Origin of the sequence: Nocardioides cavernae, assembly GCF_016907475.1 — a bacterium.
In the GTDB taxonomy this organism is placed as follows: Bacteria; Actinomycetota; Actinomycetes; order Propionibacteriales; family Nocardioidaceae; genus Nocardioides; species Nocardioides cavernae.
This window is the reverse complement of sequence record NZ_JAFBCA010000001.1, coordinates 766,772-790,692: the sequence shown is the minus strand read 5'-3', so window position 1 is coordinate 790,692 and position 23,921 is coordinate 766,772. Positions and strand designations below refer to the sequence as shown.

At 71.9% G+C, this 23,921-nt stretch carries 24 protein-coding genes; 13 read left to right on the top strand and 11 right to left on the bottom strand.

Annotation, left to right across the window (positions count from 1 at the left end; genetic code table 11):
- The first annotated feature begins 65 nt into the window (after nt 1–65).
- The gene (locus JOD65_RS03780; RefSeq protein ID WP_204810938.1) at nt 66–890 is read left to right on the top strand and encodes a glycerophosphodiester phosphodiesterase family protein; all 825 of its coding nucleotides are present in this window, start codon (nt 66–68) and stop codon (nt 888–890) included.
- A gap of 9 nt (nt 891–899) precedes the next feature.
- Here JOD65_RS03780 and JOD65_RS03775 read toward each other — a convergent pair whose 3' ends face one another.
- Complete coding sequence (locus JOD65_RS03775; protein WP_191193684.1) at nt 900–1,517, bottom strand: response regulator transcription factor; 618 nt, start codon at nt 1,515–1,517, stop codon at nt 900–902.
- Between the two features lie 186 nt (nt 1,518–1,703).
- On the opposite strand from JOD65_RS03775, the gene JOD65_RS03770 reads away from it, so the two are divergent.
- The 7 genes from JOD65_RS03770 (at nt 1,704) to JOD65_RS03740 (ending at nt 8,900) form a co-directional block, all read left to right on the top strand.
- A complete protein-coding gene (locus tag JOD65_RS03770) occupies nt 1,704–2,006 on the top strand; it encodes a metal-sensitive transcriptional regulator (protein ID WP_129477404.1) in 303 nt (100 codons plus the stop codon).
- A gap of 33 nt (nt 2,007–2,039) precedes the next feature.
- Nucleotides 2,040–2,246: a heavy-metal-associated domain-containing protein gene (locus tag JOD65_RS03765; protein WP_191193685.1), complete on the top strand. Its 207-nt coding sequence runs from the start codon at nt 2,040–2,042 to the stop codon at nt 2,244–2,246.
- 86 nt (nt 2,247–2,332) lie between these two features.
- Nucleotides 2,333–3,277, top strand: coding sequence for a DUF8832 domain-containing protein (locus JOD65_RS03760; RefSeq protein WP_191193686.1), 945 nt, complete (start codon nt 2,333–2,335; stop codon nt 3,275–3,277).
- Complete coding sequence (locus JOD65_RS03755) at nt 3,267–5,570, top strand: heavy metal translocating P-type ATPase (RefSeq protein WP_191193687.1); 2,304 nt, start codon at nt 3,267–3,269, stop codon at nt 5,568–5,570. The genes JOD65_RS03760 and JOD65_RS03755 overlap by 11 nt, the downstream gene beginning before the upstream one ends.
- A gap of 330 nt (nt 5,571–5,900) precedes the next feature.
- Entirely contained in the window at nt 5,901–6,893 is a 993-nt protein-coding gene (locus JOD65_RS03750; protein WP_191193688.1) for a tripartite tricarboxylate transporter substrate-binding protein, read from the top strand.
- Nucleotides 6,890–7,399, top strand: coding sequence for a tripartite tricarboxylate transporter TctB family protein (locus JOD65_RS03745; RefSeq protein ID WP_191193689.1), 510 nt, complete (start codon nt 6,890–6,892; stop codon nt 7,397–7,399). The genes JOD65_RS03750 and JOD65_RS03745 overlap by 4 nt, the downstream gene beginning before the upstream one ends.
- A 1-nt stretch (nt 7,400) precedes the next feature.
- Entirely contained in the window at nt 7,401–8,900 is a 1,500-nt protein-coding gene (locus JOD65_RS03740) for a tripartite tricarboxylate transporter permease (RefSeq protein ID WP_191193690.1), read from the top strand.
- Between the two features lie 84 nt (nt 8,901–8,984).
- Here JOD65_RS03740 and JOD65_RS03735 read toward each other — a convergent pair whose 3' ends face one another.
- From JOD65_RS03735 to JOD65_RS03725, 3 genes are read right to left on the bottom strand one after another with little or no spacing between them, the layout of a single operon-like run.
- Nucleotides 8,985–9,665, bottom strand: a complete 681-nt coding sequence (locus JOD65_RS03735) for a response regulator (protein ID WP_191193691.1) — start codon at nt 9,663–9,665, stop codon at nt 8,985–8,987.
- On the bottom strand, nt 9,662–11,344 hold the full coding sequence (locus JOD65_RS03730; protein ID WP_307820910.1) for a sensor histidine kinase: 1,683 nt from the start codon (nt 11,342–11,344) through the stop codon (nt 9,662–9,664). Before JOD65_RS03730 ends, JOD65_RS03735 begins: the two co-directional genes overlap by 4 nt.
- A gap of 50 nt (nt 11,345–11,394) precedes the next feature.
- A complete protein-coding gene (locus JOD65_RS03725; protein WP_191193693.1) occupies nt 11,395–12,807 on the bottom strand; it encodes an alpha/beta hydrolase family protein in 1,413 nt (470 codons plus the stop codon).
- Between the two features lie 104 nt (nt 12,808–12,911).
- On the opposite strand from JOD65_RS03725, the gene JOD65_RS03720 reads away from it, so the two are divergent.
- Nucleotides 12,912–13,619, top strand: coding sequence for an EcsC family protein (locus tag JOD65_RS03720; protein ID WP_191193694.1), 708 nt, complete (start codon nt 12,912–12,914; stop codon nt 13,617–13,619).
- Here the strand turns inward: JOD65_RS03720 and JOD65_RS03715 are convergent.
- The 3 genes from JOD65_RS03715 to JOD65_RS03705 all read right to left on the bottom strand — a co-directional run bounded on the left by JOD65_RS03715 (nt 13,540) and on the right by JOD65_RS03705 (nt 16,292).
- Complete coding sequence (locus tag JOD65_RS03715; RefSeq protein WP_191193695.1) at nt 13,540–14,706, bottom strand: glycosyltransferase 87 family protein; 1,167 nt, start codon at nt 14,704–14,706, stop codon at nt 13,540–13,542. The two genes, JOD65_RS03720 and JOD65_RS03715, sit on opposite strands and share 80 nt — an antisense overlap.
- Nucleotides 14,707–14,910: 204 nt before the next feature.
- On the bottom strand, nt 14,911–15,696 hold the full coding sequence (locus JOD65_RS03710) for a VTC domain-containing protein (RefSeq protein WP_191193696.1): 786 nt from the start codon (nt 15,694–15,696) through the stop codon (nt 14,911–14,913).
- Nucleotides 15,693–16,292: a DUF4956 domain-containing protein gene (locus JOD65_RS03705; protein ID WP_191193697.1), complete on the bottom strand. Its 600-nt coding sequence runs from the start codon at nt 16,290–16,292 to the stop codon at nt 15,693–15,695. The genes JOD65_RS03710 and JOD65_RS03705 overlap by 4 nt, the downstream gene beginning before the upstream one ends.
- Before the next feature lie 113 nt (nt 16,293–16,405).
- Here JOD65_RS03705 and JOD65_RS03700 point away from each other — a divergent pair, with 113 nt between their 5' ends.
- Nucleotides 16,406–16,765, top strand: coding sequence for a hypothetical protein (locus tag JOD65_RS03700; RefSeq protein WP_191193698.1), 360 nt, complete (start codon nt 16,406–16,408; stop codon nt 16,763–16,765).
- Nucleotides 16,762–17,166, top strand: a complete 405-nt coding sequence (locus JOD65_RS03695) for a hypothetical protein (protein ID WP_191193699.1) — start codon at nt 16,762–16,764, stop codon at nt 17,164–17,166. Before JOD65_RS03700 ends, JOD65_RS03695 begins: the two co-directional genes overlap by 4 nt.
- Before the next feature lie 37 nt (nt 17,167–17,203).
- Here JOD65_RS03695 and JOD65_RS03690 read toward each other — a convergent pair whose 3' ends face one another.
- A complete protein-coding gene (locus tag JOD65_RS03690; RefSeq protein ID WP_191193700.1) occupies nt 17,204–18,412 on the bottom strand; it encodes a DUF1963 domain-containing protein in 1,209 nt (402 codons plus the stop codon).
- A 94-nt stretch (nt 18,413–18,506) separates the two neighbouring features.
- Between JOD65_RS03690 and JOD65_RS03685 the strand changes: the two genes are divergently transcribed.
- Nucleotides 18,507–19,529 (top strand): GNAT family N-acetyltransferase, encoded by a 1,023-nt coding sequence (locus JOD65_RS03685; RefSeq protein WP_191193701.1) that lies wholly within the window; start codon nt 18,507–18,509, stop codon nt 19,527–19,529.
- Nucleotides 19,530–19,536: 7 nt separating this feature from the next.
- Here the strand turns inward: JOD65_RS03685 and JOD65_RS03680 are convergent, their stop codons facing one another.
- The gene (locus tag JOD65_RS03680; RefSeq protein ID WP_191193702.1) at nt 19,537–20,025 is read right to left on the bottom strand and encodes a nitroreductase/quinone reductase family protein; all 489 of its coding nucleotides are present in this window, start codon (nt 20,023–20,025) and stop codon (nt 19,537–19,539) included.
- 212 nt (nt 20,026–20,237) lie between these two features.
- A complete protein-coding gene (locus tag JOD65_RS03675; RefSeq protein WP_204810936.1) occupies nt 20,238–21,764 on the bottom strand; it encodes an LVIVD repeat-containing protein in 1,527 nt (508 codons plus the stop codon).
- Nucleotides 21,765–21,946: 182 nt separating this feature from the next.
- Here JOD65_RS03675 and JOD65_RS23595 point away from each other — a divergent pair, with 182 nt between their 5' ends.
- Nucleotides 21,947–22,642: a DUF305 domain-containing protein gene (locus JOD65_RS23595; protein ID WP_191193703.1), complete on the top strand. Its 696-nt coding sequence runs from the start codon at nt 21,947–21,949 to the stop codon at nt 22,640–22,642.
- A 2-nt stretch (nt 22,643–22,644) separates the two neighbouring features.
- On the opposite strand, the gene serA is transcribed toward JOD65_RS23595, so the two are convergent.
- On the bottom strand, nt 22,645–23,838 hold the full coding sequence (gene serA / locus JOD65_RS03665; RefSeq protein WP_191193704.1) for a phosphoglycerate dehydrogenase: 1,194 nt from the start codon (nt 23,836–23,838) through the stop codon (nt 22,645–22,647).
- Nucleotides 23,839–23,921: the final 83 nt, after the last annotated feature.

The window sequence follows — 23,921 nt, the reverse complement described above, 5'->3', positions numbered from 1 at the left end:
GAACACTCGCCCGGACGTCGCCACCCGGGGCGACAGGAGTCCGCGGAGCCGCACATGCTGGGCGCGTGACCAGCTACGGCGACCACACCGGACCACTCGCCATCGCCCACCGCGGAGGCATGGGGCTCGCCCCTGAGAACACCCTCGCCGCCTTCGGGCGGGCCACCGCGCTGGGCCTGACGCATCTCGAGACCGACGTCCGCACGACCCGCGACGGACACGTCGTGTGCTTCCACGACCCCACGCTGCGCCGGGTCACCGGTCATCCCGGACGGGTCACCGACCTGGACCTGGCCGCCCTGCGCCGACTGCGCGTCGGGGGCACCGACCGGATCCCGACGCTGGTCGAGGCGATGGCGTCCTTCCCGGATGCGAGGTTCGCGATCGACCTCAAGGACGAGGCGTCGATCGGGGCGATGGCACGGCTGCTGCGGGCCAACCCCGGGTGGGCGGAGCGGGTCCTCGTGGCGGGGGCGTGGTCCCGCTGGCTGGACCGTCTCCGCGACGAGGCGCCGGGGGTGACGACGGCGCTCGGCTGGCGCTCGCTCACCACGCTCATCGCCTGCTCGCGCGGTGGCGTACGCCCTCCGGGGCTGCGGACCGACGTCCTCGCGGGCGGCGCGTTCGCGCACGTGCCGATCCGGCTCGGACGGCTTCCCGTGCACTCCGAGCGGGTGATCCGACGCGCCCACGAGCTCGGCATCCGGGTGGTCGTGTGGACCGTCGACGACCCGGCCGCGATGCGCGCACTGCTCGACATGGGCGTGGACGGCACAATCACCGACCGCCCCGACCTGCTGCGCGAGGTGCTGATCAGCCGCGGCGAGTGGCCGCGCGCGTCCGGCGTACGTCCCGCGGCACCGGCGCCGGCGCCCGCGAGCGCCGGGTAGACCCGAGGGTCAGACGCGCTCGAAGACCTCGGCCGCCAGGCCGTGCGAGACGGCCCAGAGGACCGCCTGGCTGCGGCTCTGGACGCCGGTCTTGCGGTAGGCGCTGCGGATGTAGGACTTCACGGAGTTGAGCGAGATCTGCATCTGCCGCGCGATGTCGTCGTTGCTCTTGCCGGTGGCGATGTGGGCGAGGGTCTCGCGCTCACGCGCGGTCAGGAAGTCGATCTGGGTGGTCGAGCGCAGGTCCTTGGTCGGCAGCACCGGCAGGAGCGGGGCGACGACGGTCTCGCCGAGGTGGATCGCTCGCAGGGCGCGGCCGAGCTGCTGGGCGTTGAGGCTCTTGGCCAGGTAGCCGGTGACGCCGTCGCCGAGCGGCTCGTGGGCCAGCCCGGGCTGGTGGTTCCACGTGTAGACCGCGACCCGGCGGATGTACGGGTCGGTGACCGCGCGCTGCAGCGTGGTGTCGCCGCGCGCCGTCCCGAACGTCTCGACCAGCGCGATGTCGATGGGCAGGCGCGAACGGTCCTTGATCGTCCCGAGCTCGAAGCCGCCCAGCGTCTTCAGCATGCTGTCGAGGCCTCGCCTCACGAGCTCATCGCCGCCGAGCAGCGCGACACGGATGTCCATGGTGGGTCCTAGGGATCGCCTCGGAGAGATGGACCGCCCACCTCCCGACGACCCCCCGACCGTCACTCTGGACAGTAGCCCGGGGTGGTGCCATACATCCCCTCCGGTGGTGCCAGCACGACCTTTTTCACCCCCTGGGGTGGGCCTCAACTTGATCTAGATACCCCCTAGGGGTATCTTCGGAGCATGAGCGAGCAGCACGGCCACCTCGAGGGCAACGACGAAGCCGTCCAGGCGCACCTCAAGCGCCTCCGCCGGATCGAGGGGCAGGTCCGCGGGATCCAGCGGATGGTCGAGGAGGAGAAGTACTGCATCGACATCCTCACCCAGGTGTCCGCGGCGACGAAGGCGCTCCAGGCGCTTGCGCTCAGCCTGCTCGACGACCACATGGCGCACTGCCTGGTCGACGCCGCCCGGCAGGGCGGGGCCGAGCAGGAGCAGAAGCTCAAGGAGGCCTCCGAGGCCATCGCCCGCCTCGTGAAGTCCTGACCCCACGCACTTTCCACGTTCCGAGGAGCACCCATGAGCGAGACCACCACCTACACCGTCACCGGGATGACCTGCGGCCACTGCGCCGCGTCGGTCACCGAGGAGATCTCCGAGATCGCGGGCGTCGAGGACGTCGCCGTCGTCGTCGAGACCGGAGCCGTCACGGTCACCAGCGCGACCCCCCTCGACGAGTCGGCCGTCCGCGCCGCCGTCGAGGAGGCCGGCTACGCAGTCGTCTGACATGAGAGCGGTGACCTGTCAGTGAGCGCCAGCGAGCCGACAGGGCGCCGCATCGAGTTCTTGAACCTCAACCACAGGAGTTCCTGATGAGCACGCCGCTGCGTGTCCTCGCGTTCGTGTCGGCCCTGGCCGCCGCGTTCGCGCTGGCGTGGGGCGGGGGCCGGCTCGTCGGCCCGCTCGACACCGAGCCCGTCGCGCACGAGGGCGAGGCGACCCACGGTGACGAGGCCGAGGCTGGGTCGCACGACGACCACTCCGCCGCGGTCGCCGAGGCGACCGGGCTCACCGCTCGCGCCGACGGCTTCACGCTCGCGCTCGCCGACCGGACGCCGGCCGCAGGGCGCACCCGCCTCGACTTCCAGGTGCTCACCTCCAGTGGGCGCCCCCTGCTCGACTACACGCGCGAGCACGAGAAGGACCTGCACCTCATCGTCGTACGCCGCGACCTGACCGGCTTCCAGCACGTCCACCCGCGACTCGACCGCGACACCGGCACCTGGTCGGTGGACGTGCGGCTCACGCCCGGCGTGTGGCGCGTCGTCGCCGACCTCGTGCCCGAGGGCTGGGAGGGCATCACGCTGGCCGACGACGTGTCGGTCGCCGGCGACTTCACGCCCGCCGCGCTGCCCGCCGACGACAGGGTCGCGACGGTCGAGACCGACGCCGGCACCTACACCGCGACGCTGGAGGGCGACACCGCGCCGGGGGCATCGACCGTCCTCACGACGCGGATCGAGCTCGACGGCGAGCCGGTCACCGACCTCGAGCCCTACCTCGGCGCCTACGGCCACCTCGTCGCAATGCGCGCCGGCGACCTGGGCTACCTCCACGTCCACCCGGAGGAGGGGCCGGCCGGACCGGGCATCGACTTCGCGACGGCGTTCCCCGAGCCGGCGACGTACCGCCTGTTCCTGGACTTCCAGCACCGCGGCCAGGTGCACACCGCGGCGTTCACGGTCGAGTCGGGCGGAGCGCCGTCGGGCGACCCGAGCTCGTCGGACCACGCGGAGGGAGGGGACCATGACCACTGAATCGAGCACTGAGGCCCAGCCCCTGAGCGACGTCGAGCTGGCGATCACCGGCATGACGTGCGCGTCGTGCGCCAACCGCATCGAGCGCAAGCTCAACAAGCTCGACGGCGTCTCGGCCACCGTCAACTACGCCACCGAGAAGGCCAAGGTCTCCTTCCCCGTCACCGTCTCCACCGACGACCTGCTGCGGACCGTCGAGGCCGCGGGCTACGCCGCCGCGCTGCCGACGCAGCCCGACGAGGTCGCCGCGGCCGAGCCGGAGCGCGACCCGCTGCTGCAGCGGCTGCTGGTCAGCGCCGCCCTCAGCATCCCGGTCGTCGCGATGGCGATGGTCCCGGCCTGGCAGTTCACCTACTGGCAGTGGGCCTCGCTGGCCCTGGCCGCCCCCGTCGTCGTGTGGGGCGCGTGGCCCTTCCACCGCGCGGCGTGGACCAACCTGCGCCACGGCGCGACCACGATGGACACGCTGGTGTCGGTCGGCGTGCTGGCGGCGTTCGGCTGGTCCCTGTGGGCGCTCTTCCTCGGCACCGCGGGCGAGCCCGGCATGACGCACCCGTTCCGGATCTCGATCGACCGCACCGACGGCGCGGGCAACATCTACCTCGAGGCCGCGGCCGGGGTGACGACGTTCCTCCTCGCCGGGCGCTGGCTGGAGCACCGCTCCAAGCGACGCGCGGGTGCGGCGCTCCGGGCGCTGCTCGAGCTCGGCGTGCGCGACGTGGCGGTGCTGCGCGACGACGCTTCTGGTGGGCGCAGCGAGACCCGGATCCCGGTCGACCAGCTCGCGGTGGGCGACCTGTTCGTCGTACGCCCCGGCGAGAAGGTCGCCACCGACGGCGAGGTCGTCGAGGGCAGCTCCGCGGTCGACGCCTCGATGCTCACCGGGGAGTCGGTGCCGGTCGAGGTGAAGCCCGGCGACGCCGTCGTTGGCGCCACGGTCAACGCCGGCGGTCGGCTCGTCGTCCGCGCCACCCGCGTCGGCGCCGACACCCAGCTCGCGCAGATGGCGCGGCTGGTCGAGGACGCGCAGAACGGCAAGGCCGAGGTGCAGCGCCTCGCCGACCGCGTGTCGGGCGTCTTCGTGCCGATCGTGATCGGCCTGTCCGTCGCGACCCTGGGCTTCTGGCTCGGCGCCGGGGCGGGTGCCACGGCGGCCTTCACCGCCGCGGTCGCCGTCCTGATCATCGCCTGCCCCTGCGCCCTCGGCCTGGCCACGCCGACCGCGCTGATGGTCGGCACCGGCCGTGGCGCCCAGCTCGGCATCCTCATCAAGGGACCCGAGGTCCTCGAGTCGACCCGGCGTGTGGACACGATCGTGCTCGACAAGACCGGCACCGTGACCACCGGTGAGATGACCGTCCACGACGTGGTGGTCGCCGAGGGCGAGTCCGTCGACGACGTACGACGCCTCGCAGCCGCGCTCGAGTCGGCGTCCGAGCACCCGATCGGCCGCGCGATCGCCGCCGCCGCCGGTGTACCTGAGGACGCCGCGTACGTGATCGAGCCCGGATCCCGTCCACCACGTCCTCAGCTACCGGTCGTCGAGGACTTCGCCAACCGCGAGGGGCTGGGCGTCCAGGGCGTCGTCGAGGGCCACGCCGTCGTCGTGGGCCGGCCGAGCCTGCTGGCCGACTGGGCGCAGCACCTCCCGCCGTCGCTGGACGCCGCCGTCCAGCGCGCGCAGGGCGAGGGCCGTACCGCCGTCGCCGTCGGCTGGGACGGCCGCGCGCGGGGCGTCATCGTCGTCGGCGACACCGTGAAGCCGACGTCCGCGCAGGCCGTTGCCGAGCTGCGCGACCTCGGCCTGACTCCGATCCTGCTCACCGGCGACAACGAGGCCGCCGCCCGCCACGTCGCCGACCAGGTCGGGATCGAGACGGTCGTGGCCGACGTACTGCCGGCCGACAAGGTCGCCGAGGTGCAGCGGCTGCAGGCCGCCGGCAAGGTCGTCGCGATGGTGGGCGACGGGGTGAACGACGCCGCCGCCCTCGCCCAGGCCGACCTCGGGCTGTCGATGGGCACCGGCACCGACGTGGCCATCGAGGCCGGCGACCTGACCCTCGTGCGTGGCGACCTGCTCGTCGCGGTCGACGCCATCCGGCTCTCCCGCCGCACCCTCGGCACGATCAAGGGCAACCTGTTCTGGGCCTTCGCCTACAACGTCGCCGCGCTCCCCCTCGCCGCCGCCGGGCTGCTGAACCCGATGCTCGCCGGCGCCGCGATGGCGTTCTCCAGCGTGTTCGTCGTGACCAACAGCCTCCGGCTGCGCGGGTTCCGCTCCTCCGTCGCGTGAGCTATCTAGGGACGACCTGGTAGGCCATTGGGCCATCTGAACGACCAGATCGTCCCTAGATACCTCGCCACGGGCCCCCTATCCCGCCGCCGAGCGGTGGCCCAGCCACCTTCCGCCAGGCGCGAAGGTGGCTCACGCACCGCCCACCCGCGCGTCGTACGACGACACGCCCGCGAGCGGTGGCTGAGCGACATACCGCCCGCCCGAAATGTGGCTGACGCACCGCCCGGGGCCGTGAACACAACCGTGAACACAAGGTGCACAACGGTGACCCGGGGCCTGCGGGTGGGGAGTGTGACCGGCGACACACTCCCCGATCTAGGAGCTCCCATGCACCGGCGCACCCCCCTGGCCACCCTCGCCTGCCTGTCGATGTTGACACTCGCTGCGTGTGGTGGCGGCGAGGCCGACCCGGCCGCCTACCCCGACGACGACATCACCCTCGTGGTGCCGTTCGCGGCCGGTGGACCGACCGACACCGTCACCCGCCTCATCGCCGAGCCGATGTCCGAGGAGCTCGGCGCCGAGATCATCGTGCAGAACGTCGAGGGCGCGGGCGGCACCGTCGCGGCGGGCCAGGTCGCCGACGCGGACCCCGACGGCTACGAGGTGCTGATCCACCACATCGGCATGTCGACGGCCCCGGGCCTCTACCCCGACCTGGCCTACGACCCGGTGGAGGACTTCAAGACCGTCGGCCTGGTCACCGACGTGCCGATGACGATCGTCGCGCGCAAGGACTTCGAGCCCGAGACGCTCGATGAGCTCGCGACCTACGTCGAGGAGAACGCCGACACGGTCACCCTCGCCAACGCCGGCGTCGGCGCCGCCTCCCAGCTCTGCGGCCTCCTCATCGAGCAGCAGCTCGGCGTCGACCTCACCGAGGTGCCGTACGACGGCACCGGTCCGGCGCTGACCGACCTCGTCGGTGGCCAGGTCGACTTCATGTGCGACCAGACGACCAACACGGCCGCGCAGATCCAGTCCGGTGACATCAAGGCGTACGCCGTCACCACGCCGGAGCCGATCGAGGCGCTGCCCGACCTCCCGACGACCGCCGAGGAGGGCTGGACCGACGTCGAGGTCGGCGTGTGGCACGGGCTCTACGTCCCGTCCGAGACGCCCGACGAGATCGTCGAGAAGCTGACGGCGGCCCTCGAGGTGGCGCTGCAGGACCAGAACGTCATCGACAGCATGGCCGACCTCGGCACCACCCCCGCGGTGGCCGAGGACGTCACCCCCGACGCCCACACGGCCAAGCTCCAGGAGCAGATCGACCTGTGGACCCCGATCATCGAGGAGTCCGGAGTCACCGGCGGATGAGCACCGACCACACCGTCGTGGACGGCGCCGGGCACCGCCCGGCGCCGTTCCGGCCGGACCTCTACGCGGGTGCCGCGTTCGTCGTGCTGGGCCTCGCGTTCGCCATCGGCGGCTCGCGGTACGACGTCGGCTCGGCGCTACGGATGGGCTCGGGCTACGTCCCGCTGGTGCTCGGTGGGCTGCTGGTCGTGCTCGGGGTCCTCATCGTCGCGATGGGGTTCCGCGGCGGCGACCCGTCGATCCGCGACGTCCAGCGGGAGCCGATCCCGTGGCGACGCGGCGGGCTGCTCGTGGCGGCGATCATGTTCTTCGGGTTCTTCGTCTCCGGACTCGGGCTCGGCCCGACGCTGTTCGTGACCACGTTCATCGCCGCGATGGCCGGCCACGGCACCAGCCCCCTCAAGGCCGCGCTGACGGCCGCGGGCATCACGGCGCTGTGCCTGGTCGTCTTCGTGGCGCTGCTGCAGCTGCGGCTGCCGCTGCTCGGCGACTGGTTGGGAGGCTGACGTGGACGGCATCCTCCTCGGCCTCGAGACCGCGCTCCAGCCGACCAACATCCTGATCTGCCTGCTGGGCGTCACGCTCGGCACCGCGGTCGGCGTGCTGCCCGGCATCGGCCCCACGGCGACGGTGGCGCTGCTGCTGCCGATCACCTTCGAGTTCGACCCGGTCGCCTCGCTGATCATGCTCGCCGGCATCTACTACGGCGCGCAGTACGGCGGCTCCACGACGGCCATCCTGCTCAACCTGCCAGGTGAGTCGTCATCGGTGGTGACGGCGCTGGACGGGCACCAGATGGCCCGACAGGGGCGGGCCGGACCGGCCCTTGCGACGGCGGCCCTCGGGTCGTTCTTCGCCGGGACCGTGGGCACCATCGTGCTCGCCCTGTTCGCCCCGCCGCTGGCGCAGCTGGCGCTGAAGTTCGGCCCGGCGGACTACTTCGCGATCGTCGTCCTGGGCCTGATCGCGAGCATCGCGCTCGCCAGCGGGTCGGCGGTCAAGGCACTCGCCATGATCGTGCTGGGCCTGCTGCTCGGCACGATCGGCCAGGACCAGTTCACCGGTGTCCCGCGCTTCACCTTCGGGGTGCGCGAGCTCTACGGCGGCCTGGACTTCGTCTCGCTCGCGGTCGGCCTCTTCGGCCTCGCGGAGATCATCCGCAACCTCGAGACGAAGAACTCGTCCTCGATCGTGACGAAGAAGGTCGAGGGCCTCTGGCTGAGCAGGGACGACTTCCGGCGCATCCGAATGCCCGTCCTGCGCGGCACGGCCCTCGGGTCGGTGCTCGGCGTGCTGCCCGGCGGGGGGCACGTGCTGGCCAGCTTCACGTCGTACTCCGTGGAGAAGAACCTCTCGAAGGAACCGAAGAAGTTCGGCACCGGCGTCATCGAGGGGGTCGCGGCGCCCGAATCGGCCAACAATGCGGCAGCGCAGACGTCGTTCATCCCGCTGCTCTCGCTCGGCCTGCCGGCGCACCCGGTGATGGCGTTGCTCGTCGGCGCCTTCATCATCCAGGGCATCACCCCCGGCCCCAACGTCATCAACGACGAGCCCGAGCTGGTGTGGGGCCTGATCGCCTCGATGTGGGTGGGCAACCTGCTGCTGGTGGCGCTCAACCTGCCGCTCATCGGCATCTGGGTGAAGATGCTGTCGGTGCCCTACGAGGTGATGTTCCCGGCGATCATCGCCTTCGCCTCGATCGGCTGCTACTCCCTCGGCCTCAATTCGTGGGACGTGTTCGCCATCGCCGCCGCCGGTGTCGTGGGCTACTTCCTCATCCGGTGGGGCTGCGAGGCCGCGCCGCTGCTGCTCGGCTTCGTGCTCGGGCCGCTGCTCGAGGAGAACCTCCGCCGCGCGATGATCATCAGCCGGGGCGACCCGACGGTCTTCCTGACCCGGCCGATCTCGGCGTCGCTGCTGATCCTCGCCGCGCTGATCATCATCATCGCGGTGCTGCCGTCCGTACGCCGCAAGCGCGAGGTCGTCTTCCAGGGCGAGGACGACTGATCTACGCACCAAGCGGTGAGTGAGACATGTTCTGGTCGCCAGGAACCTGTCTCACTCACCGCTCGTACGTCACCGTGTGGAGCGCTAGTGCTGCCAGCGGTACTCGACCTCGGGCCGCCCGCTCCCCCCGTAGCGCAGCGACCGGGCGACGACACCGATGTCGGCGAGGTGCTCCAGGTAGCGCCGGGCGGTGACGCGCGAGCTGGCGAGCTTCTCGGCGAGCTCGCGGGCGGACAGCACGCTGGGGGGCGTGCGGAGGTGGTCCATCGCCTCGTTGAGCCGCTCCGCGGTGAGCCCCTTGGGCAGGGCGCCGTCGGAGGTGGCGACGCGCAGCGAGCCGAGCATCCGGTCGACCTCGTCCTGCATCACCTGCTCGGGGGCGTCGCCGAGCTGTCGGCGGTAGTCGGCGTACTGCTCGAGCTTGGCGCGGAACATCGGGAACGTGAACGGCTTGATCAGGTAGAGCACGACCCCGTGCGCGACGGCACGGCGCACCATCTCGGCGTCGCGCGCCGACGTGACCGCGATGACGTCGCACATGGTGCCGCCGGCGCGCAGGTTGCGGAGCAGGCCGAGCCCGTGGCCGTCGGGGAGGTACATGTCGAGCAGCACCAGGTCGACCTCGCGATCGCCCAGCATGCGGGCGGCCTCGGTCGCGGAGTTGGCGACGCCGACGACGTCGAAGCCCGCGACGCGGCGGGTGTACTCCGCGTGCGCCTCCGCGACGAGCGGCTCGTCCTCGACGACCAGGACCCGGACGCTCACGCCTGCACCTCCGCGCTCGTCGACGTGCTCGGCGACGTGCTCGTCGACGTGCTCGCCGGCGTGCTCGCCGGCTCGGGCGCCCTGCCCAGTACGACGACCATCTCGGCGCCGCCGAGCTCGGACCGGCCGATCCGCACCCCGCCGCCGAGGCGCCGGGCGACCTGCGAGACGAGGGCGAGACCCACGCCGTGCGCGTCGCCGGCGTCGACCTTGGAGGTCCAGCCGCGCTCGAGGGCGTGCGCGGCCTCCTCGGGGGTGAGCCCGGGTCCGCTGTCGCCGACGACGAGCCGCGCGTGGCCGGGCGACCCCTCGAGGTGCACGACGATGCGGCGATCGGCGGTGCCGGCGACGGCGTCGATCGCGTTGTCGACGAGGTTGCCGAGGACGGTGACGAGGTCGCGCGGCGAGCCGACGGCGAACGACGCCGGCAGCTCGCCGGTGACGGTGAGCGAGATACCGCGCTCCGCGGCCTCCGCGGACTTGCCGAGCAGCAGTGCCGCGACGACCGGGTTGCCCACCGCGCCGACGACGCGGTCGGTCAGCATCTGCGCGACCTTGAGCTCGTCGGTGACGAAGTCGATCGCCTCCTCGGTGCGCCCGATCTCGATGAGGGAGACCACGGTGTGCAACCGGTTGGCGGCCTCGTGGGTCTGCGCGCGCAGCGACTCGGTGAGGCCGCGGACGACGTCGAGCTCGCCGGTCACGGCCTGCAGCTCGGTGTGGTCGCGCAGGGTGACCACCGCGCCGACCTCCTTGCCGTCCCAGAAGGCAGCGCTGGAGCTGGCGACCAGGACGTGGTCGCCGGTCACGTAGACCTCGTCGGCGCCGCGCTCGCCGGACGCCGCCTCGACGAGCGCCGGCGGCAGGCCGAGGTCGTCGAGCGACCGACCGACCACGTCGCCGGGCAGGTTGAGCAGCCGGCGGGCCTCGTCGTTGACGAGCTGGACCCGGCCGTCGAGGTCGATCAGCAGCAGTCCCTCGCGAACGGCGTGCAGGACGGCGCTGTAGTACTCGTACATCCGGGTGATCTCGCGCTCGCCCATGCCGTGGGTCTGGCGCCGCAGCCGCTGCGCGATCAGCCACGCCCCGACGATCCCGACGATGAGGACGGCGAGTGCGGCGACGACGATGTCGGCGAACTCGTCGACGAGCAGGTCGTCGAGCTGGGTCAGCGTGATCCCGACCGCGACCAGCGCCACCACGGGCGCGCCGTTGCTGGTGTCGGAGGCCGAGCTCTGCCCGAAGACCGGCACGATCGCCCGGATCGACGGCCCCAGCGTGCCGACGTACTCCTCGGTGAAGACGTCCCCGTCGGGCGCCCCGCCGAGGTTGCCGATGAAGGCCTTGCCGAGCTGCTCGGGGCTGGGGTGCGACCAGCGGGTGCGGTCGCGGTCCATCACCACGATGAAGTCGACGCCCGTGTCGACACGGACCGCCTCGGCGTAGGGCTGGAGCAGAGCGGTCGGCTCGCTGGTCGCCATCGCCTCACGGACCACCGGCGAGCGCGCCACCGCCCTCGCGACCGACACCGCCTCACCGCGGGCGCTGGCCCGGATGTCGTTGCGCGCGTCGTACGTCGCGAGGCCGAGCGCGGTCACGACCAGGACCAGCACCACGATGAGCTGCAGCACCAGCACCTGGCGAGCCACGGACTGCTCGTGGCGAGGTCGCGTCAGCACCGGCACATCGTAGGTCCCGGCGTGACGCCCCTCACCCGCTCAGCCACGGGTCACGGCTCGATCCCGATGCCCGGGGTCCGCGACCAGGCCCGCTCCTGCGCGGCGCTCATCGTGGGCCACCGGTGGCCGCCCGGGCGCGCCTCGACGCGGCTGTCGTACGACGCCGGCTCGAAGGCCGGGTCGAGGAAGCAGCCGCTGCCGTACGTCGTGTCGAATCCCCCGCACGTGGCCGCGACGCCGGTGGGCGTCGGCTCAATGCCGGTGTCGACCCACGTGTCGAGCGCGTCGAGCACGGCGGCGTACCCGCTGTTGCTCAGCGAGCTGTGCTCGGACTCGCGGCTGAAGACCTGCACGAGCGTGTCGGCGGTGCCGGCGCCCTCGCGGGTCGCACGGTAGGCAGACTCGTGCTCGACGAAGGCGGTCGGGTCGTCGATGGCGTGGAGCGTCACGGTCGGGATGGTCACTGCGCCGGTGAGGTCGCTGTCCCAGGTGAGGTCCCGCCTGGCGTCCGGGTCGGCGGAGAACCGCTCGACACCCTGGTTGAGCGCCTTGTCGTCGTGGCTGCCGGAGTAGTGCACACCCCTGTTGCTGAAGGGGTTCCGCCCGTCGAGGCGGTTGTGGACGATGTCGCGGAAGGTGAAGGTGGCGAAGCGCAGGTGCGACTCAAGGGTCCGCTCGGGCACCTTCGTGACGGCGAGGATGTCGTCGAGGTTGCGCTGCTGCAGCGCGGTGCGGTCGGCTGGCGCGGACTGGTTGCCGGTGCACTCCTGCAGGCGCGAGCGGAGACCAGCCGAGGTCATCGTCGAGTCCTCCCGCAGCCCCATCCAGAGCGGGTACTGCGGCTCGGTCGGGCGCGGGTGGTTGCCGCAGTAGTACTGGTAGACCGTGCGCAGGTCGACGCGGTAGTCGTAACCGCGGGAGGCGCCGGCCAGCACGCCGTTGGTGAGCAGCACGCCGTCGTACGACGTCGGGTGCACCTCGACGAGCTTGGCGGCGACGTCACCGCCCCACGACTGGCCGTGGGCGAGCGTCGTGCCGGGCACGCCGAACGTCTCCTCGAAGACCTGGCGGGCGCTCTCGGTGTCGGCGACCGCCATCCGGGTGCCGTATCCGCCGCGGCGGTAGGCCGAGCCGACCCAGGCATAGCCCTCGCGGGCCATCACCGCCCAGCGGTCGAGGTCCTCGACGCTGCGGGCGGGGTCGGACGCGTCGCCGAGGTCGGGGCCGCCGTGGGCGTGGACGACGAGGTCGCCGTTCCAGTCGTGCGGGACGGCGATGGCGTAGTAGGCGCCGTTGTCGTCCTGGCCGGTCCAGCAGTCGGCGACGTCGGCGACCCCGGCCGGGCAGGACGACGGCGTCGGGCCGGTGGCGGCCGACGCGGGCACGGGGGCGAGCAGGGCGCCGGCCAGCAGGGCCGAGCCGGCCGCGGTGGCAGCGCGAGCAAGAGGAGAACGGTGGGGCATGACGAGCCTCCGGGGTGGGGGGACGGACGACCGAGTGCGTCCGGACCCCTGACGCTAGGAGGGTGTGACGGGCGTCTCACCGTTGTGTTCGTAGTGTTTGCCGCATGGGACTCAAGGACCTCGTCACCCGCGACCGCTCCGAGCCGGCGAAGAGCACGTCCGCGCTCGAGGCCTCGGGTCACCCGCAGCACGACCCCGGGGCCATCGACCGGATGGTCACCATGCTCCTCGACGTCGGCCTCGACGGGCGCGGCCCGCTGGACTCCGTCCGGGAGGTGGCCGACGAGGCGCTGCGCAAGTCCGGCGGCGACCGCGAGAAGGCGATCGCCGCGGTGGCCCGGCGCACCACCGTCACCGGAGGCATCGGCGGCTTCGTCACGGGCGTCGGCGGCTACGTCACGATGCCGGTCGCGCTGCCGGTCAACGTCGCGGAGTTCTACCTCCAGGCGGTCCGGATGGTCGGCACCGTCGCGGTGCTGCGCGGCTACGACGTCGACGACCAGCGGATCCGCAGCGCGATCCTGCTGGTGCTCGTCGGCGCGGAGTCAGACGAGGTCCTCAAGAAGGTCGGCATGTCGAGCGTCAGCGGCCGCGCGACGTCGTACGCCCTCGGCGGCCTGCCGCCCGCGGCGCTGATGATGGTCAACAAGGCGGTCGGCTTCCGGCTCATGCGCGGGGTCAGCGAGAAGACGCTCGCCGGCTTCGGCCGCGGCATCCCCCTGGCCGGCGGTTTCATCGGCGCCGGGCTCGACGGCTACATGATGAAGAAGATCGCCGACCACGCGATGAAGGAGCTCCCGCTCGCGCCGTGACGGCGAGCCAGGCCACGATCCCGAGCGAGGCGAGGACGTAGGCGTTGCCGGGGACGTGCTCCCACCAGCGCCAGTCGAGCTCGCGGCCCTCCGCCCACGGCAGCCACAGCATCGGCCGGGCGACGAACACCGCCGTCCAGAGCAGGGCCGCGACCCGGCTGCGCTGCCACAGCGCCAGCGCCATGGGCATCGCCCAGACCCAGTGGTGCGACCACGACACCGGCGAGGCGAGCAGCATCGCCAGCGCACCGAGGCAGGCCGCGATCACGCGGTCGCCGCGGCGCCACCACGCCCGCGCCACCAGCAGGACGCCCGCCGTGAGCGGGACCGCGACGGCCAACCAGAGGACCGCCGGCGGTGGTGCGCCAAGCACCCGGGTGAGCGCGCCGGACACCGATTGGTTGTGGGCCAGGGCCGGCGGGCCGACGCGGCCGGGGTCGAGCAGCCCGTCGGTCCAGTACGACGCGGCGCCGGGGAACGCGACCAGTCCGACGACGACCGTGGCCGCGAACGCCGCCGCAGCACGGGCGGCAGCAGCCCGCTGTCCGACCACCAGGAGGAGCACCACGAACACCAGCGGCGCGAGCTTCACCCCGGCAGCGATGCCGACGAGCACCCCCGACCACCGGCGCTCCGGGCGCAGCACGTCGACGAGCACGAGGAGCATCAGGATCGCGTTGACCTGCCCGAAGGCGTAGTTCTGCCACACCGGCTCCAGGGCGAGAGCGGCGAGCGATGCCGCAGGCACCCACGCCCAGGGGACGGGCCGACCCTGCTCGCGTCGCACGAGGACGACGACCGCTGCCAGGCAGCCCGCCGAGAGGCCCGTCCACAGCCCGGCCGCCGCCCAGCCGGGCAGCAACGCGACCGGCACCATCAGGAGCGCCGCGAAGGGCGGGTAGGTCAGCGGGTAGCCGGTGACCGGGTCGTCGTACCGGTAGGCCGGCCACTGGTCGAGCACGGACTGACCGGCGTACCGGTAGACGTGCAGGTCGGGGAACCCGCCGACCAGCGCGCCCACGGTCGCCGCGACGACGACGACCGCCGCGACGGAGGCCACGAGCTGTCTCCCGGGCGGTGACGCCACCGCATCAGGCTATCGGCCGCTGGACGAACCCCGCTGGTCGAGGAGGTCGCGCAGCGACCGTCACGAGACCCGGCGCCTCCGGCCCGGACGTCATGGGGAGCGGTCGTCAGGGCGACCGGGTGCCATGACATCGGCGTACGACGTCATGGCGGGCGGCTGCCCGCGCGACCACCTGCCATGACGTCCGCAGCCGGCAGGCGGCCATCATGCGAGGGCTCCTTCGCGGAGGGTGAGGTGGCCGGCGAGGTGGCGGCTGGTGACGCGGTGCCAGTGGTTGCCGGGGAGGTCGGGGGTGAGCAGCGCCAGCCCGGTGCCGTACTTGGAGATCCGGACCGGCCGGTGGCCGAGCTCCCAGAGCCGCCGGTCCAGCGGGCCGGGGCGCGGGGTGCCCGACTTGGTCTCGACGACGAGCACGTCGCCGACCTCGGCGGTGCCGTGGCCCGAGACCCAGCGCAGGTCGCGGTCGATCGTGGCGCGGCCGGCACCGCCGGGGAGGAGGAGCGTCGTCCGCCGGTAGCTGGTGTGCAGCGTCGCGACGAGGCCGGACGGGTCGACGTCGTGGACGCGCGCGGCACCGAGCCGGTCGCGGACCCACGCGTCGGCGTGGCCGGAGACGTCCGGCCCGTCGTGCGGCAGCCGCTCCTTGACGGTCGCGCCGCGCAGCCCTCGCGTCTTCACCTCGAGCCACCGCTCGCCGGTGTCGGCGTACACGCGGCTGCGGACCTTCCACCGGCGTCGCCGACTGGTCGCTGCGCCGGTCCAGCTGTCGAGGTCGACGGTGTCGAGGTACGTCGACTCGTAGCGCGAGCTGCGACGCCCGTCGACCTCCAACACCCGCAGCCCGGCCCTCCCGGTGGGATACAGCCCGGTGACGACGTCGTCGAGCTCGGCCGCCGGGACGACGTACTTGCGGTCGGTGCGGGTCAGCAGCTCCGCGACGTCGTTGAGCTCGTCGAGGGAGACGGCGGGAAGACGGTCGACGGCGTTCATCGGGTGACCGCCGCGACCTCGTGGCGCTCGGCCGCGGGGAGGGCCGGGCGGGGAGCGGCGGCGTAGTGCACCTCGACGGTCGTGGTGTCGTTGACGAGGTCCACACGGATCGGCGTGACCCGGGTGACGCGGGCGTCGAGGAGCATCTCGAGGCGGGCGACGAGATCGCGCTCGTCGGTGACCGCGCTGTCCAGTACGACCACCTGGCGCAGCCCGGTGGCGTGCAGCAGGCGGCTGTCCGCGAGGGCGAGGACGAGGACCAGGCCGACCATGAGCGCGGCCGAGAGGGCCACGTCGCCGGTGCCGAGGCCGCCGAGCAGGCCGATGGCGAGGGCGGCGAAGTAGTAGGCGATCTCGTGCTGGCCGAGCTCGTCGGAGCGCAGCCGGATGATGGAGAGCACGCCGAACAGCCCGAGGCCGAGCCCGACGGTCGCGGCGCTGCTCGCCAGCACGATCGTCACCGACAGCACGCCGACGTTGACCGCGACGAACGCGGTGACCAGGTCGGCGCGGCGGTGGCGCGGGTAGTAGACGGCGAGGGCGAGCACCAGCACGGCGACGAGGTCGACGGCGGCGAGCAGGTAGGTGGGGTTCATCGGGATCCTTCGTCAACGGTTCGGGAGCCCCGAGGTTGTCCGGCTCACCTGTCGACGGGCTGCCGCGATGCTGTGACGGATCTGTGAGGACGGTCCTGCGACAATCGACCCTCGTGGACGGACCCCTGCCCCTCGTGCTGCTCGTCGCCTCGCTTCTGTTCGCGGTGGTGGTGCTGGTCTACGTCGTGCTCGACCGCACCCCCGATTGGGGACTGCTCGGCTTCGCCGCCGTGATCGAGGCGCTCACGCTCGTCCTGCTCGTCGTCGCCGCGGTCCAGGTCGGCGACGTGGACCTGTCCGGCGGCCGGCTCGTCACGCTGTTCGGCTACCTGGTCGCCGGGCTCGTGCTGCTGCCGCTCGGCTTCGTCTGGTCCCTGGCCGAGCGCAGCCGCGGCGCCACCGCCGTGCTGATGGTCGCCGGCCTGGCGCAGGCCTTCGTCGTCGTACGCGTCCTGCAGGTGTGGCCCTCGTGAGCCGCGCCGCCACGTCCACCTCGTCGGGCCTCGGCCGCGCCCTCGTCGCGGTGTACGGCGTCTTCGCCCTCGCCGCGACCGCCCGCTCGCTGGTGCAGCTGGCCACCAAGGCCGGCGAGGCGCCGCTGGCGTACGCCCTCTCCGCCGTCGCCGCGCTGGTCTACATCGCCGCCACCCTCGGCCTCGCCGAGATCGGACCGAACCCCCGCCGCATGGCCTGGGCGGCCGTCGGGTTCGAGCTCGTCGGCGTGCTCACCGTCGGCACCCTGACCGTGCTCGACCCCGAGCTGTTCCCCGACGCGACCGTGTGGTCGGACTTCGGCGCCGGCTACGGGTGGCTGCCGTTGGTGCTGCCGTTCGTCGGGATCGCGTGGCTCTGGCACACGCGGGCGCGGGACTGAGCAGACCGGAGCCTTCCGGCGCGGCCGTCGTACCGCCCTAGCCGCACTGCATGGTGAGGAGCGCCTCCGTGGGTTCGACCGGGCTCCGGGCAAGGAAGTAGAGCTGGCCGACGTCGCCCCACATCATCTGGGCACCGTCATCAGAGGCCACCTGGAGCAGCAGCTGCCAGCCGGCGGCCGCGGCCTGGACGTCCGGGTCGGTCCAGTCGAAGGGCTCACCCGTGAGTCCGCGGTGCAGCTGCTCCACCTCCATCTCCACAGCGTTCTGCTGGGGGCAGGCGTACCCACCGACCTGGTGGGTGTCGTACCCACCGTGGGGAAGCGCGTGAAGAGCGTCGTAGAGCGCCGCCACGGCCGGCGACGGCACGCCGGGGCGGGGACCGACCATCCCGGCCTCGACCCAGAGCGACTCGGCGACGGGTGACTCGTGAGCCGGCCAGGTCAAGGTCCGGACCGCGGTCAGCGCGACAGCAGGAAAGGCGGTGAGGCCGGGCGGGGTCGGGGTCGCGAGATCCATGCGGTCGTGAGGTGCGGCCCGGTCGGGGTGGAGGTGCAGCACCCGGAACCCGGGGCGCGTCGTCGGGTCCCAGGTGCCGACCGGGCTGGCGAGGTCGTCGAAGGTGCCGTCGAAGTAGAAGAACGCGAGGCGTCCTGTCGCAGGGATCCCGAGCTCGGGCTGCAGCGCCCCGACGGGTTCGCACGCGAGGGTGAGCACGTGGCTCAGTGGTCCGTGACCGTCCCACACGGGCCACGAGTTGATCGGCAGGCTCGGCAGCCCGCCGAGCTGGGCCACCACCGGCTCCCCCTCGCCAGCGTGCTCGAGCCGGAGCGCCGGCCGCAGGAGCGCGACGAAGTCCTGCGCGGCGTCGGCCGGCAGGTGCGTCTCCGCCAGCGCCGTGACGACAGCGAGCCGCTCCGCGGTCTCGTCGCGAGTGCGCGACGGCCCATCCGTGTCGGTTTCCGCCCCGGCCGCGGCGACGTGCTCCACCACATCGCCGTGCGGGTCCGCCCGCAGCACCACGGTCGAGGTTCCGCCGTGGACGTCCCGCAGCTCCAGGGTCGCGTCCAGCGAGCCGTCCCGCGCCAGGCGGATGCCGTTGGTGTGGCTGCCGAACCCCTGTGACGAGCCGCCCAGGAGCGCCATCAGGGGCACCATCTCCTCCTGGTGCTGGCGCATCCGCTCCTGGAGCTCTCGTGCGAGGGCGGCGTGCCGCGCCATCAGCTCGTCGTACCGATCGGCTGCCACAGGGCGTTCCTACCACTGTCCGGAGGCGTGCGCGGTGGAGTTGCGCGGCCCACCACGCATTGCCCGCGGCCGCGGTGGACGGGACTCTTGCGTCATGAGCCAGTCGCCCTACCCGATGCGTACCGAGCGGCTGACGCTGCGCTTCCCCCGTGCCGACGACGCGCCGGCGCTCGCGGCGTACCGCAACGACCCCGAGGTGGCCGCGCTGCAGGACTGGGAGCTGCCCTACACCGAGGAACGTGCGCGGGACCTCGTCGCGCGGCTCGGGGGCGTCAGCGACCTCGAGAACGGCGGCCGGCACCAGGTCATGATCGAGCAGGACGGACAGATCGTCGGCGACGTCTTCGTCGGGCTGCACGAGCACGGCGGGATCGCCGACCTCGGTTTCACCCTGGTCAGGTCGGCGCAGGGGCAGGGGATCGCCCACGAGGCGGCGAGCGCCGTCGTCGGCGACCTCGTCGAACGGCTCGGTGTGCACCGGGTCGTCGCGGAGCTGTCGCCCCGCAACCTCGCCTCAGCGAGGCTGCTCGAGCGGCTCGGGATGACGTTCGAGGCCCACACGCGGCGGTCGTTCTGGTGGCGTGGGGAGTGGGACGACAACCTCGTCTACTCGATGAGCGGCGAGGAGTGGAGAGCCTGGCGCGGTCGGACGCTCACGCCGCCGACCGAGCTGCGGCTCGTGGAGATCACCGACGACACCTTCCGCACGTGGACGTCGATGGACGTCCACCACACGCAGCTACGGTTCGTCGCGACGGTGGAGCAGTCCTTCGTCGACGCGGTGTTCCACGGCACCCGCTACGGCGTACCCCTGGTCCCTGAGTTCCGGGGCATCGAGGCCGACGGTGAGCCTGTCGGGTTCCTCATGTGGTCCGAGGCCAAGCCGCGTCCCTACCTGTGGCGGTTCCTCGTGGACCGGCGCCACCAGGGACGGGGCATCGGACGCCGGGCGCTCGAGCTCTGGGTGCGTGCGATGCGGGACCACGGGCACACCGAGGCCGAGACGAGCTGGGTGCAGTCGAAGGGCGGGCCGGAACCCTTCTACCTGTCGTTCGGGTTCGTCCCCACGGGCGAGTACGACGACGGCGAGGCCCTCGCCCGAATGGGTCTGCGGTGAGGACGACCTACGGCTGGGCGGCCGGGTTCGCCGGGTCCCGCGGCTCGAGCACGACCACTGCGGTCTCGTGGGGCCGGCGGGCGGCATAGGCGTCGAGGTCCTTGTCGATCTCCGACCAGCGCGCCCACAGCCGCTCGCGCTCGGGTCCCTGCGCTCGGCGGCCGCGAACGGGTCGGGCGCCGTCCTTGGTCTGGGCGGTGGCGTCGGGATGGGCCTGCAGGTTCAGCCACCAGCCGGGCTCGGCCGCACCCCAGCCGTTCATCGCCATCGTGACGAGGTTGTCGCCGTCCTCGACGTAGCCGACCACGACCTCGCGAGGTTGTCCGGTGCGCCTGCCCGTGGTGGTGAGCCGGAGCGCTCCCCAGCCGTTCTGCCTCGGCCGCCACAGCCCGGCACGGCCCCTCGTCATCCGCACGATCGCGCGGTGGGCGTGCCAGAACGCGACGATGAACCAGCGCGGCGGAAGCTTGGCCTTGCCGCGTTGCGCGGTTGTCATGGCGGTCCTCCTAGCAGGCGTGTCCCACCTCCCGGTCTATCAGCCGCGCTCACCGGTCCCCAGAGTCCTTGGTCCTCTGCGACCACGCCTCGGGCCCGGGTGATGGGGGGACACCTGCCCCCCAGCACTGGCGAGGGCGTACGCGGACACCGCCGAACATGACGGACCCCGGGACCGTAGGGCCCCGGGGTCCGACATGCGAGCTTCGCAGGTCAGCCGTTGTAGGACGGCTGGGACTGCGGGTTGAAGACGTCCATCGGGTTCTTCGACGCGCGGTTGATGACCTTGTCATCGACCTTGATCACGTCGAAGCCCTTCTGGATGTCGTTGGAGTAGATGTAGCCGTTGTAGTAGTACGCCGACCACGAGCCGCCGATCTGGCCGGCGGGGAGCGGACCCCGGTCGAACCAGGCGATCTCCCGCGGCTTCTTGGAGTTGGTGAAGTCGAACACCGAGATGCCGCCCTGGTACCAGGCCTGCACCATGATGTCCTTGCCGTTCACCGGGATCAGCGAGCCGTTGTGGGCCACGCAGTTCTCGGTGGACTGCTGGGTGCGAGAGATCTTGTAGTAGCTCTTGAACGCCAGCTGGCCGTCCTCGATGTCGTAGATCCCGTCCGCGCCGCGGGTGGGGCCGACCTCGGGGTTGCACGTCGCCGCGCCACCGCCGCCGAGCTCGTCGGTGAACAGCACCTTGGTGCCGTCGTTGTTGAACGTGGCGGAGTGCCAGAAGGCGAAGTTGGTGGTGTCGCGCACCTGCTCGGTCACCACCGGGTTCTCCCGGTCGGCGATGTCGAGCAGGATGCCATCACCCATGCAGGCGCCCGCGGCGATGTCCTTCGACGGGTACGCCGTGATGTCGTGGCAGCCGCTGGTCGTGCTGGACCCGTTGCCGCCCGGGTTGCCACCGTCCGCGAAGAGCGCGGGCTCGGAGACCACCGCGGCGGTCTGCGGCGCTGCCACCGGGATCTTCACGACCGAGATGGAGTCGTGCGGCGGCTGGCAGTCGGGGAACGCCGCGTTGGGGCTGTAGGACGAGACGTAGGCGTAGAGGTTCGCGCCGTCCTTGCTCGGGGCGAGGGTGTGCGTGTGCGAACCGCAGTCGGTCTCGACCGCCGCGACGTACTGCGGGCTGGCCGGGTTGCTGATGTCGAAGACCCGGATGCCCTCCCACGACTCCTTGATCGTCGCGGACTGCGCGACGTTGTCGCAGGTGTTGTTGCTGCGGCTGGAGTCGACGCTCAGCACGAGCAGGTTGCCCGAGACCGAGATGTCGTTCTGCGAGCCGGGGCAGACGACCTGGCTGACGACCTTCGGCGCCTCGGGCGTCGAGATGTCGTAGACCATGAAGCCCTCGTAGTTGCCCGCGTAGGCGTAGGTGCCCTGGAACGCCAGGTCACTGTTGAGGGCGCTGGTCGTGTCGAACCGGCCCTGCTTGGGCAGGTTGGCGACCAGCCTGGTGTTGGGACTCGAGGCGACCTCGCCCTCGGCGAGGTCGGATTCGAAGCCCTTCGTCTGCGCGAGGTCCTGGCCGGGGAGGCAGGCCTGGGCGAAGTTGTCGCCCGCCGCCTCGAGGCGGTCCTCACGGGCGTCGGTGCAGAGATCCTTGGCGCCGGCTTCCTCCCGGGCGTCGGTCGAGCTGTGGTCGTGGTTGCCGCCGTGCGCGAGCACCGGTGCCGCGGACAGGGTGAGTCCGAGAGCAAGGGCGCCTGCTGCGGCGACACGGGCACGTCGGGGCATGGACGTGCGTCTCCGAGATGAGTACATGAAACCCGAGACCTTTCATGAGTCGACGAACGCTCCGGGGTTTCCGAAACGGTCGACACCGTCGTACCGTGCCCGGGACGAACAAGTAAAGACTTTTGCATCGAAATGAACGAAAGAGACCGTCGAATCATCGACGGTCACACAGAAGGAGAACCGTGCTCGGACGACTCTCCCGCCCCCTGGCCGCCGTGGCCACCGGGCTGGCCCTCGCCCTGTCCCTGTCCGCCTGTACGTCGGATGAGCCCGACGCGACGGCCGCCGCGAGCCGGGGCGACGACGGGTCGCCTGACGTGCTCCAGCCCGGCGGTCCGGGCGAGGGGAACGAGACGATCTCGCCCGAGGACGCCGAGAAGGCCGTCGAGCCGGAGTTCAACGAGGCCGACGTGGCCTACATGCAGATGATGGTGCCGCACCACGCCCAAGCGATCGTGATGGCCGAGCTGGCCGAGAAGCACGCCCGCAGCGACCGGGTCCGCGAGCTCGCCGCGCGCATCCGGGCGGCGCAGGGCCCGGAGATCCTAATGATGGCCGCCTGGCTCGAGGAGCGCGACATGGACGTGCCGACGGCCGCGGAGGATCCGAGCGAGTGGGACCACAGCGAGCACGGTCACAACGGGATGGTCGGCATGCTCACCGACGCGCAGATGGAGAGGCTCACGCGGGCTCGGGGCGCCGCGTTCGACCGGCTGTTCCTCCAGCGCATGATCCAGCACCACCAGGGTGCGATCGACATGGCTGACGACGTCGCCGTCGACGGCATCGACATCATGGTCAGCGAGGTCGCGGCCGACGTCGCGCTCACGCAGACGGCCGAGATCGGCCGCATGCAGGACATGATCGGCTCCGCCTGATCTCACCAGGTGCGTAGCCACACGCAGTGCTCAGAGCGCCGCAGCTCGTCGACGGCCGCGGCGGAGAGGGGCTCCGACGCGTCGGTGACGACGTACCCGAGGTGGTCCCGGGTCGACAGGTGCTGGCCGATCACGTTGTCGCCGGCCTCGGCGAACACCGCGTTGAGGTTGGCGAGCACACCGGGAACGTTGTGGTGGAGGAAGCCCAGCCGGTGCTCACCGTCCAGCGCGGGCGTCAGGACCTGCGGGAGGTTGACCGACAACGCCGTGCTCCCCTGGAGGGTGAACCCGGCGAGCTTCTCCGCCACGAACCGCCCGATCTCCTCCTGCGCCTCTTGGGTCGATCCGCCGACGTGGGGCGTCAGGATGACGTTGTCGAGGCCACGCAGCACGGACTCGAACGCCTCGCCCTGGGCCTTCGGCTCGACCGGGAACACGTCGACCGCCGCACCCGCGATGTGCCCCGACAGGACGTGGCTGCGCAACGAGTCGTAGTCCACGACCATGCCGCGCGAGGCGTTGATGAACAGGGCTCGTGGCTTCATGGCCGCGAACTCGGCAGCACCGAAGAGGCCCGCGTTCCCGGGTCGGCCGTCGACGTGGAGGCTGACCACGTCGGCGGTCTCGAGCAGCTCGCCGAGCGACGCCATGCGGCGAGCGTTGCCGTGGGCCGGCCGGTCCGCCTTGTCGTAGAAGACCACCCGCATCCCGAGCGCCTCGGCGACGTTCGACAGCTGCGTGCCGATGTTGCCGTACCCGACGATCCCGAGCGTCCGCCCGCGCACCTCGTGGCTGCCCCGTGCTGACTTGTCCCACACGCCGTCGTGCATCCGCTGGGTCTTCTCCGGCAGCCTCCGGGCCAGCGCGATGATCTCGCCGATCACGAGCTCGACGACGCTGCGCGTGTTGGAGTACGGCGCGTTGAACACGCCGACGCCCCGCTCGGCAGCCGCGACCAGGTCGACCTGGTTGGTGCCGATGCAGAAGCAGCCGATCGCCTGCAGGTCGGGAGCGGACTTCAGGACCCGTTCGGTCACCGTCGTGTTGGACCGGATCCCCAGCAGCTGGACGCCGTCGAGCGACTCGACCAGCTCGTCCTCGGGCAGGGCTCCCGAGCGGAGCTCCACCTCGTAGCCGCGGGACCTCAGGACATCCACGGCCGTCGGGTGGATGTTTTCGAGAACCAGAGCCTTCATGTCGCCACCGTAGGCCAGCGCCGGCGAGCCGTTGAGCGCTGGCTTCCGGGTGGACTACTGGCCGAGGACGGCGCAGGATCTGC

What these genes read in the sequence shown, in the direction of transcription:
- JOD65_RS03705 (WP_191193697.1), bottom strand. Translation starts at nt 16,292, where the DNA reads ATGAACCCCACCTACCTGCTCGCCGCCGTCGACCTCGTCGCCGTGCTG.
- JOD65_RS03760 (WP_191193686.1), top strand. Translation starts at nt 2,333, where the DNA reads ATGAGCACGCCGCTGCGTGTCCTCGCGTTCGTGTCGGCCCTGGCCGCC.
- JOD65_RS03770 (WP_129477404.1), top strand. Translation starts at nt 1,704, where the DNA reads ATGAGCGAGCAGCACGGCCACCTCGAGGGCAACGACGAAGCCGTCCAG.
- JOD65_RS03765 (WP_191193685.1), top strand. Translation starts at nt 2,040, where the DNA reads ATGAGCGAGACCACCACCTACACCGTCACCGGGATGACCTGCGGCCAC.
- JOD65_RS03680 (WP_191193702.1), bottom strand. Translation starts at nt 20,025, where the DNA reads ATGACAACCGCGCAACGCGGCAAGGCCAAGCTTCCGCCGCGCTGGTTC.
- JOD65_RS03725 (WP_191193693.1), bottom strand. Translation starts at nt 12,807, where the DNA reads ATGCCCCACCGTTCTCCTCTTGCTCGCGCTGCCACCGCGGCCGGCTCG.
- JOD65_RS03685 (WP_191193701.1), top strand. Translation starts at nt 18,507, where the DNA reads ATGAGCCAGTCGCCCTACCCGATGCGTACCGAGCGGCTGACGCTGCGC.
- JOD65_RS03675 (WP_204810936.1), bottom strand. Translation starts at nt 21,764, where the DNA reads ATGCCCCGACGTGCCCGTGTCGCCGCAGCAGGCGCCCTTGCTCTCGGA.
- JOD65_RS03745 (WP_191193689.1), top strand. Translation starts at nt 6,890, where the DNA reads ATGAGCACCGACCACACCGTCGTGGACGGCGCCGGGCACCGCCCGGCG.
- JOD65_RS03775 (WP_191193684.1), bottom strand. Translation starts at nt 1,517, where the DNA reads ATGGACATCCGTGTCGCGCTGCTCGGCGGCGATGAGCTCGTGAGGCGA.
- serA (WP_191193704.1), bottom strand. Translation starts at nt 23,838, where the DNA reads ATGAAGGCTCTGGTTCTCGAAAACATCCACCCGACGGCCGTGGATGTC.
- JOD65_RS03710 (WP_191193696.1), bottom strand. Translation starts at nt 15,696, where the DNA reads ATGAACGCCGTCGACCGTCTTCCCGCCGTCTCCCTCGACGAGCTCAAC.
- JOD65_RS03755 (WP_191193687.1), top strand. Translation starts at nt 3,267, where the DNA reads ATGACCACTGAATCGAGCACTGAGGCCCAGCCCCTGAGCGACGTCGAG.
- JOD65_RS03750 (WP_191193688.1), top strand. Translation starts at nt 5,901, where the DNA reads ATGCACCGGCGCACCCCCCTGGCCACCCTCGCCTGCCTGTCGATGTTG.
- JOD65_RS03720 (WP_191193694.1), top strand. Translation starts at nt 12,912, where the DNA reads ATGGGACTCAAGGACCTCGTCACCCGCGACCGCTCCGAGCCGGCGAAG.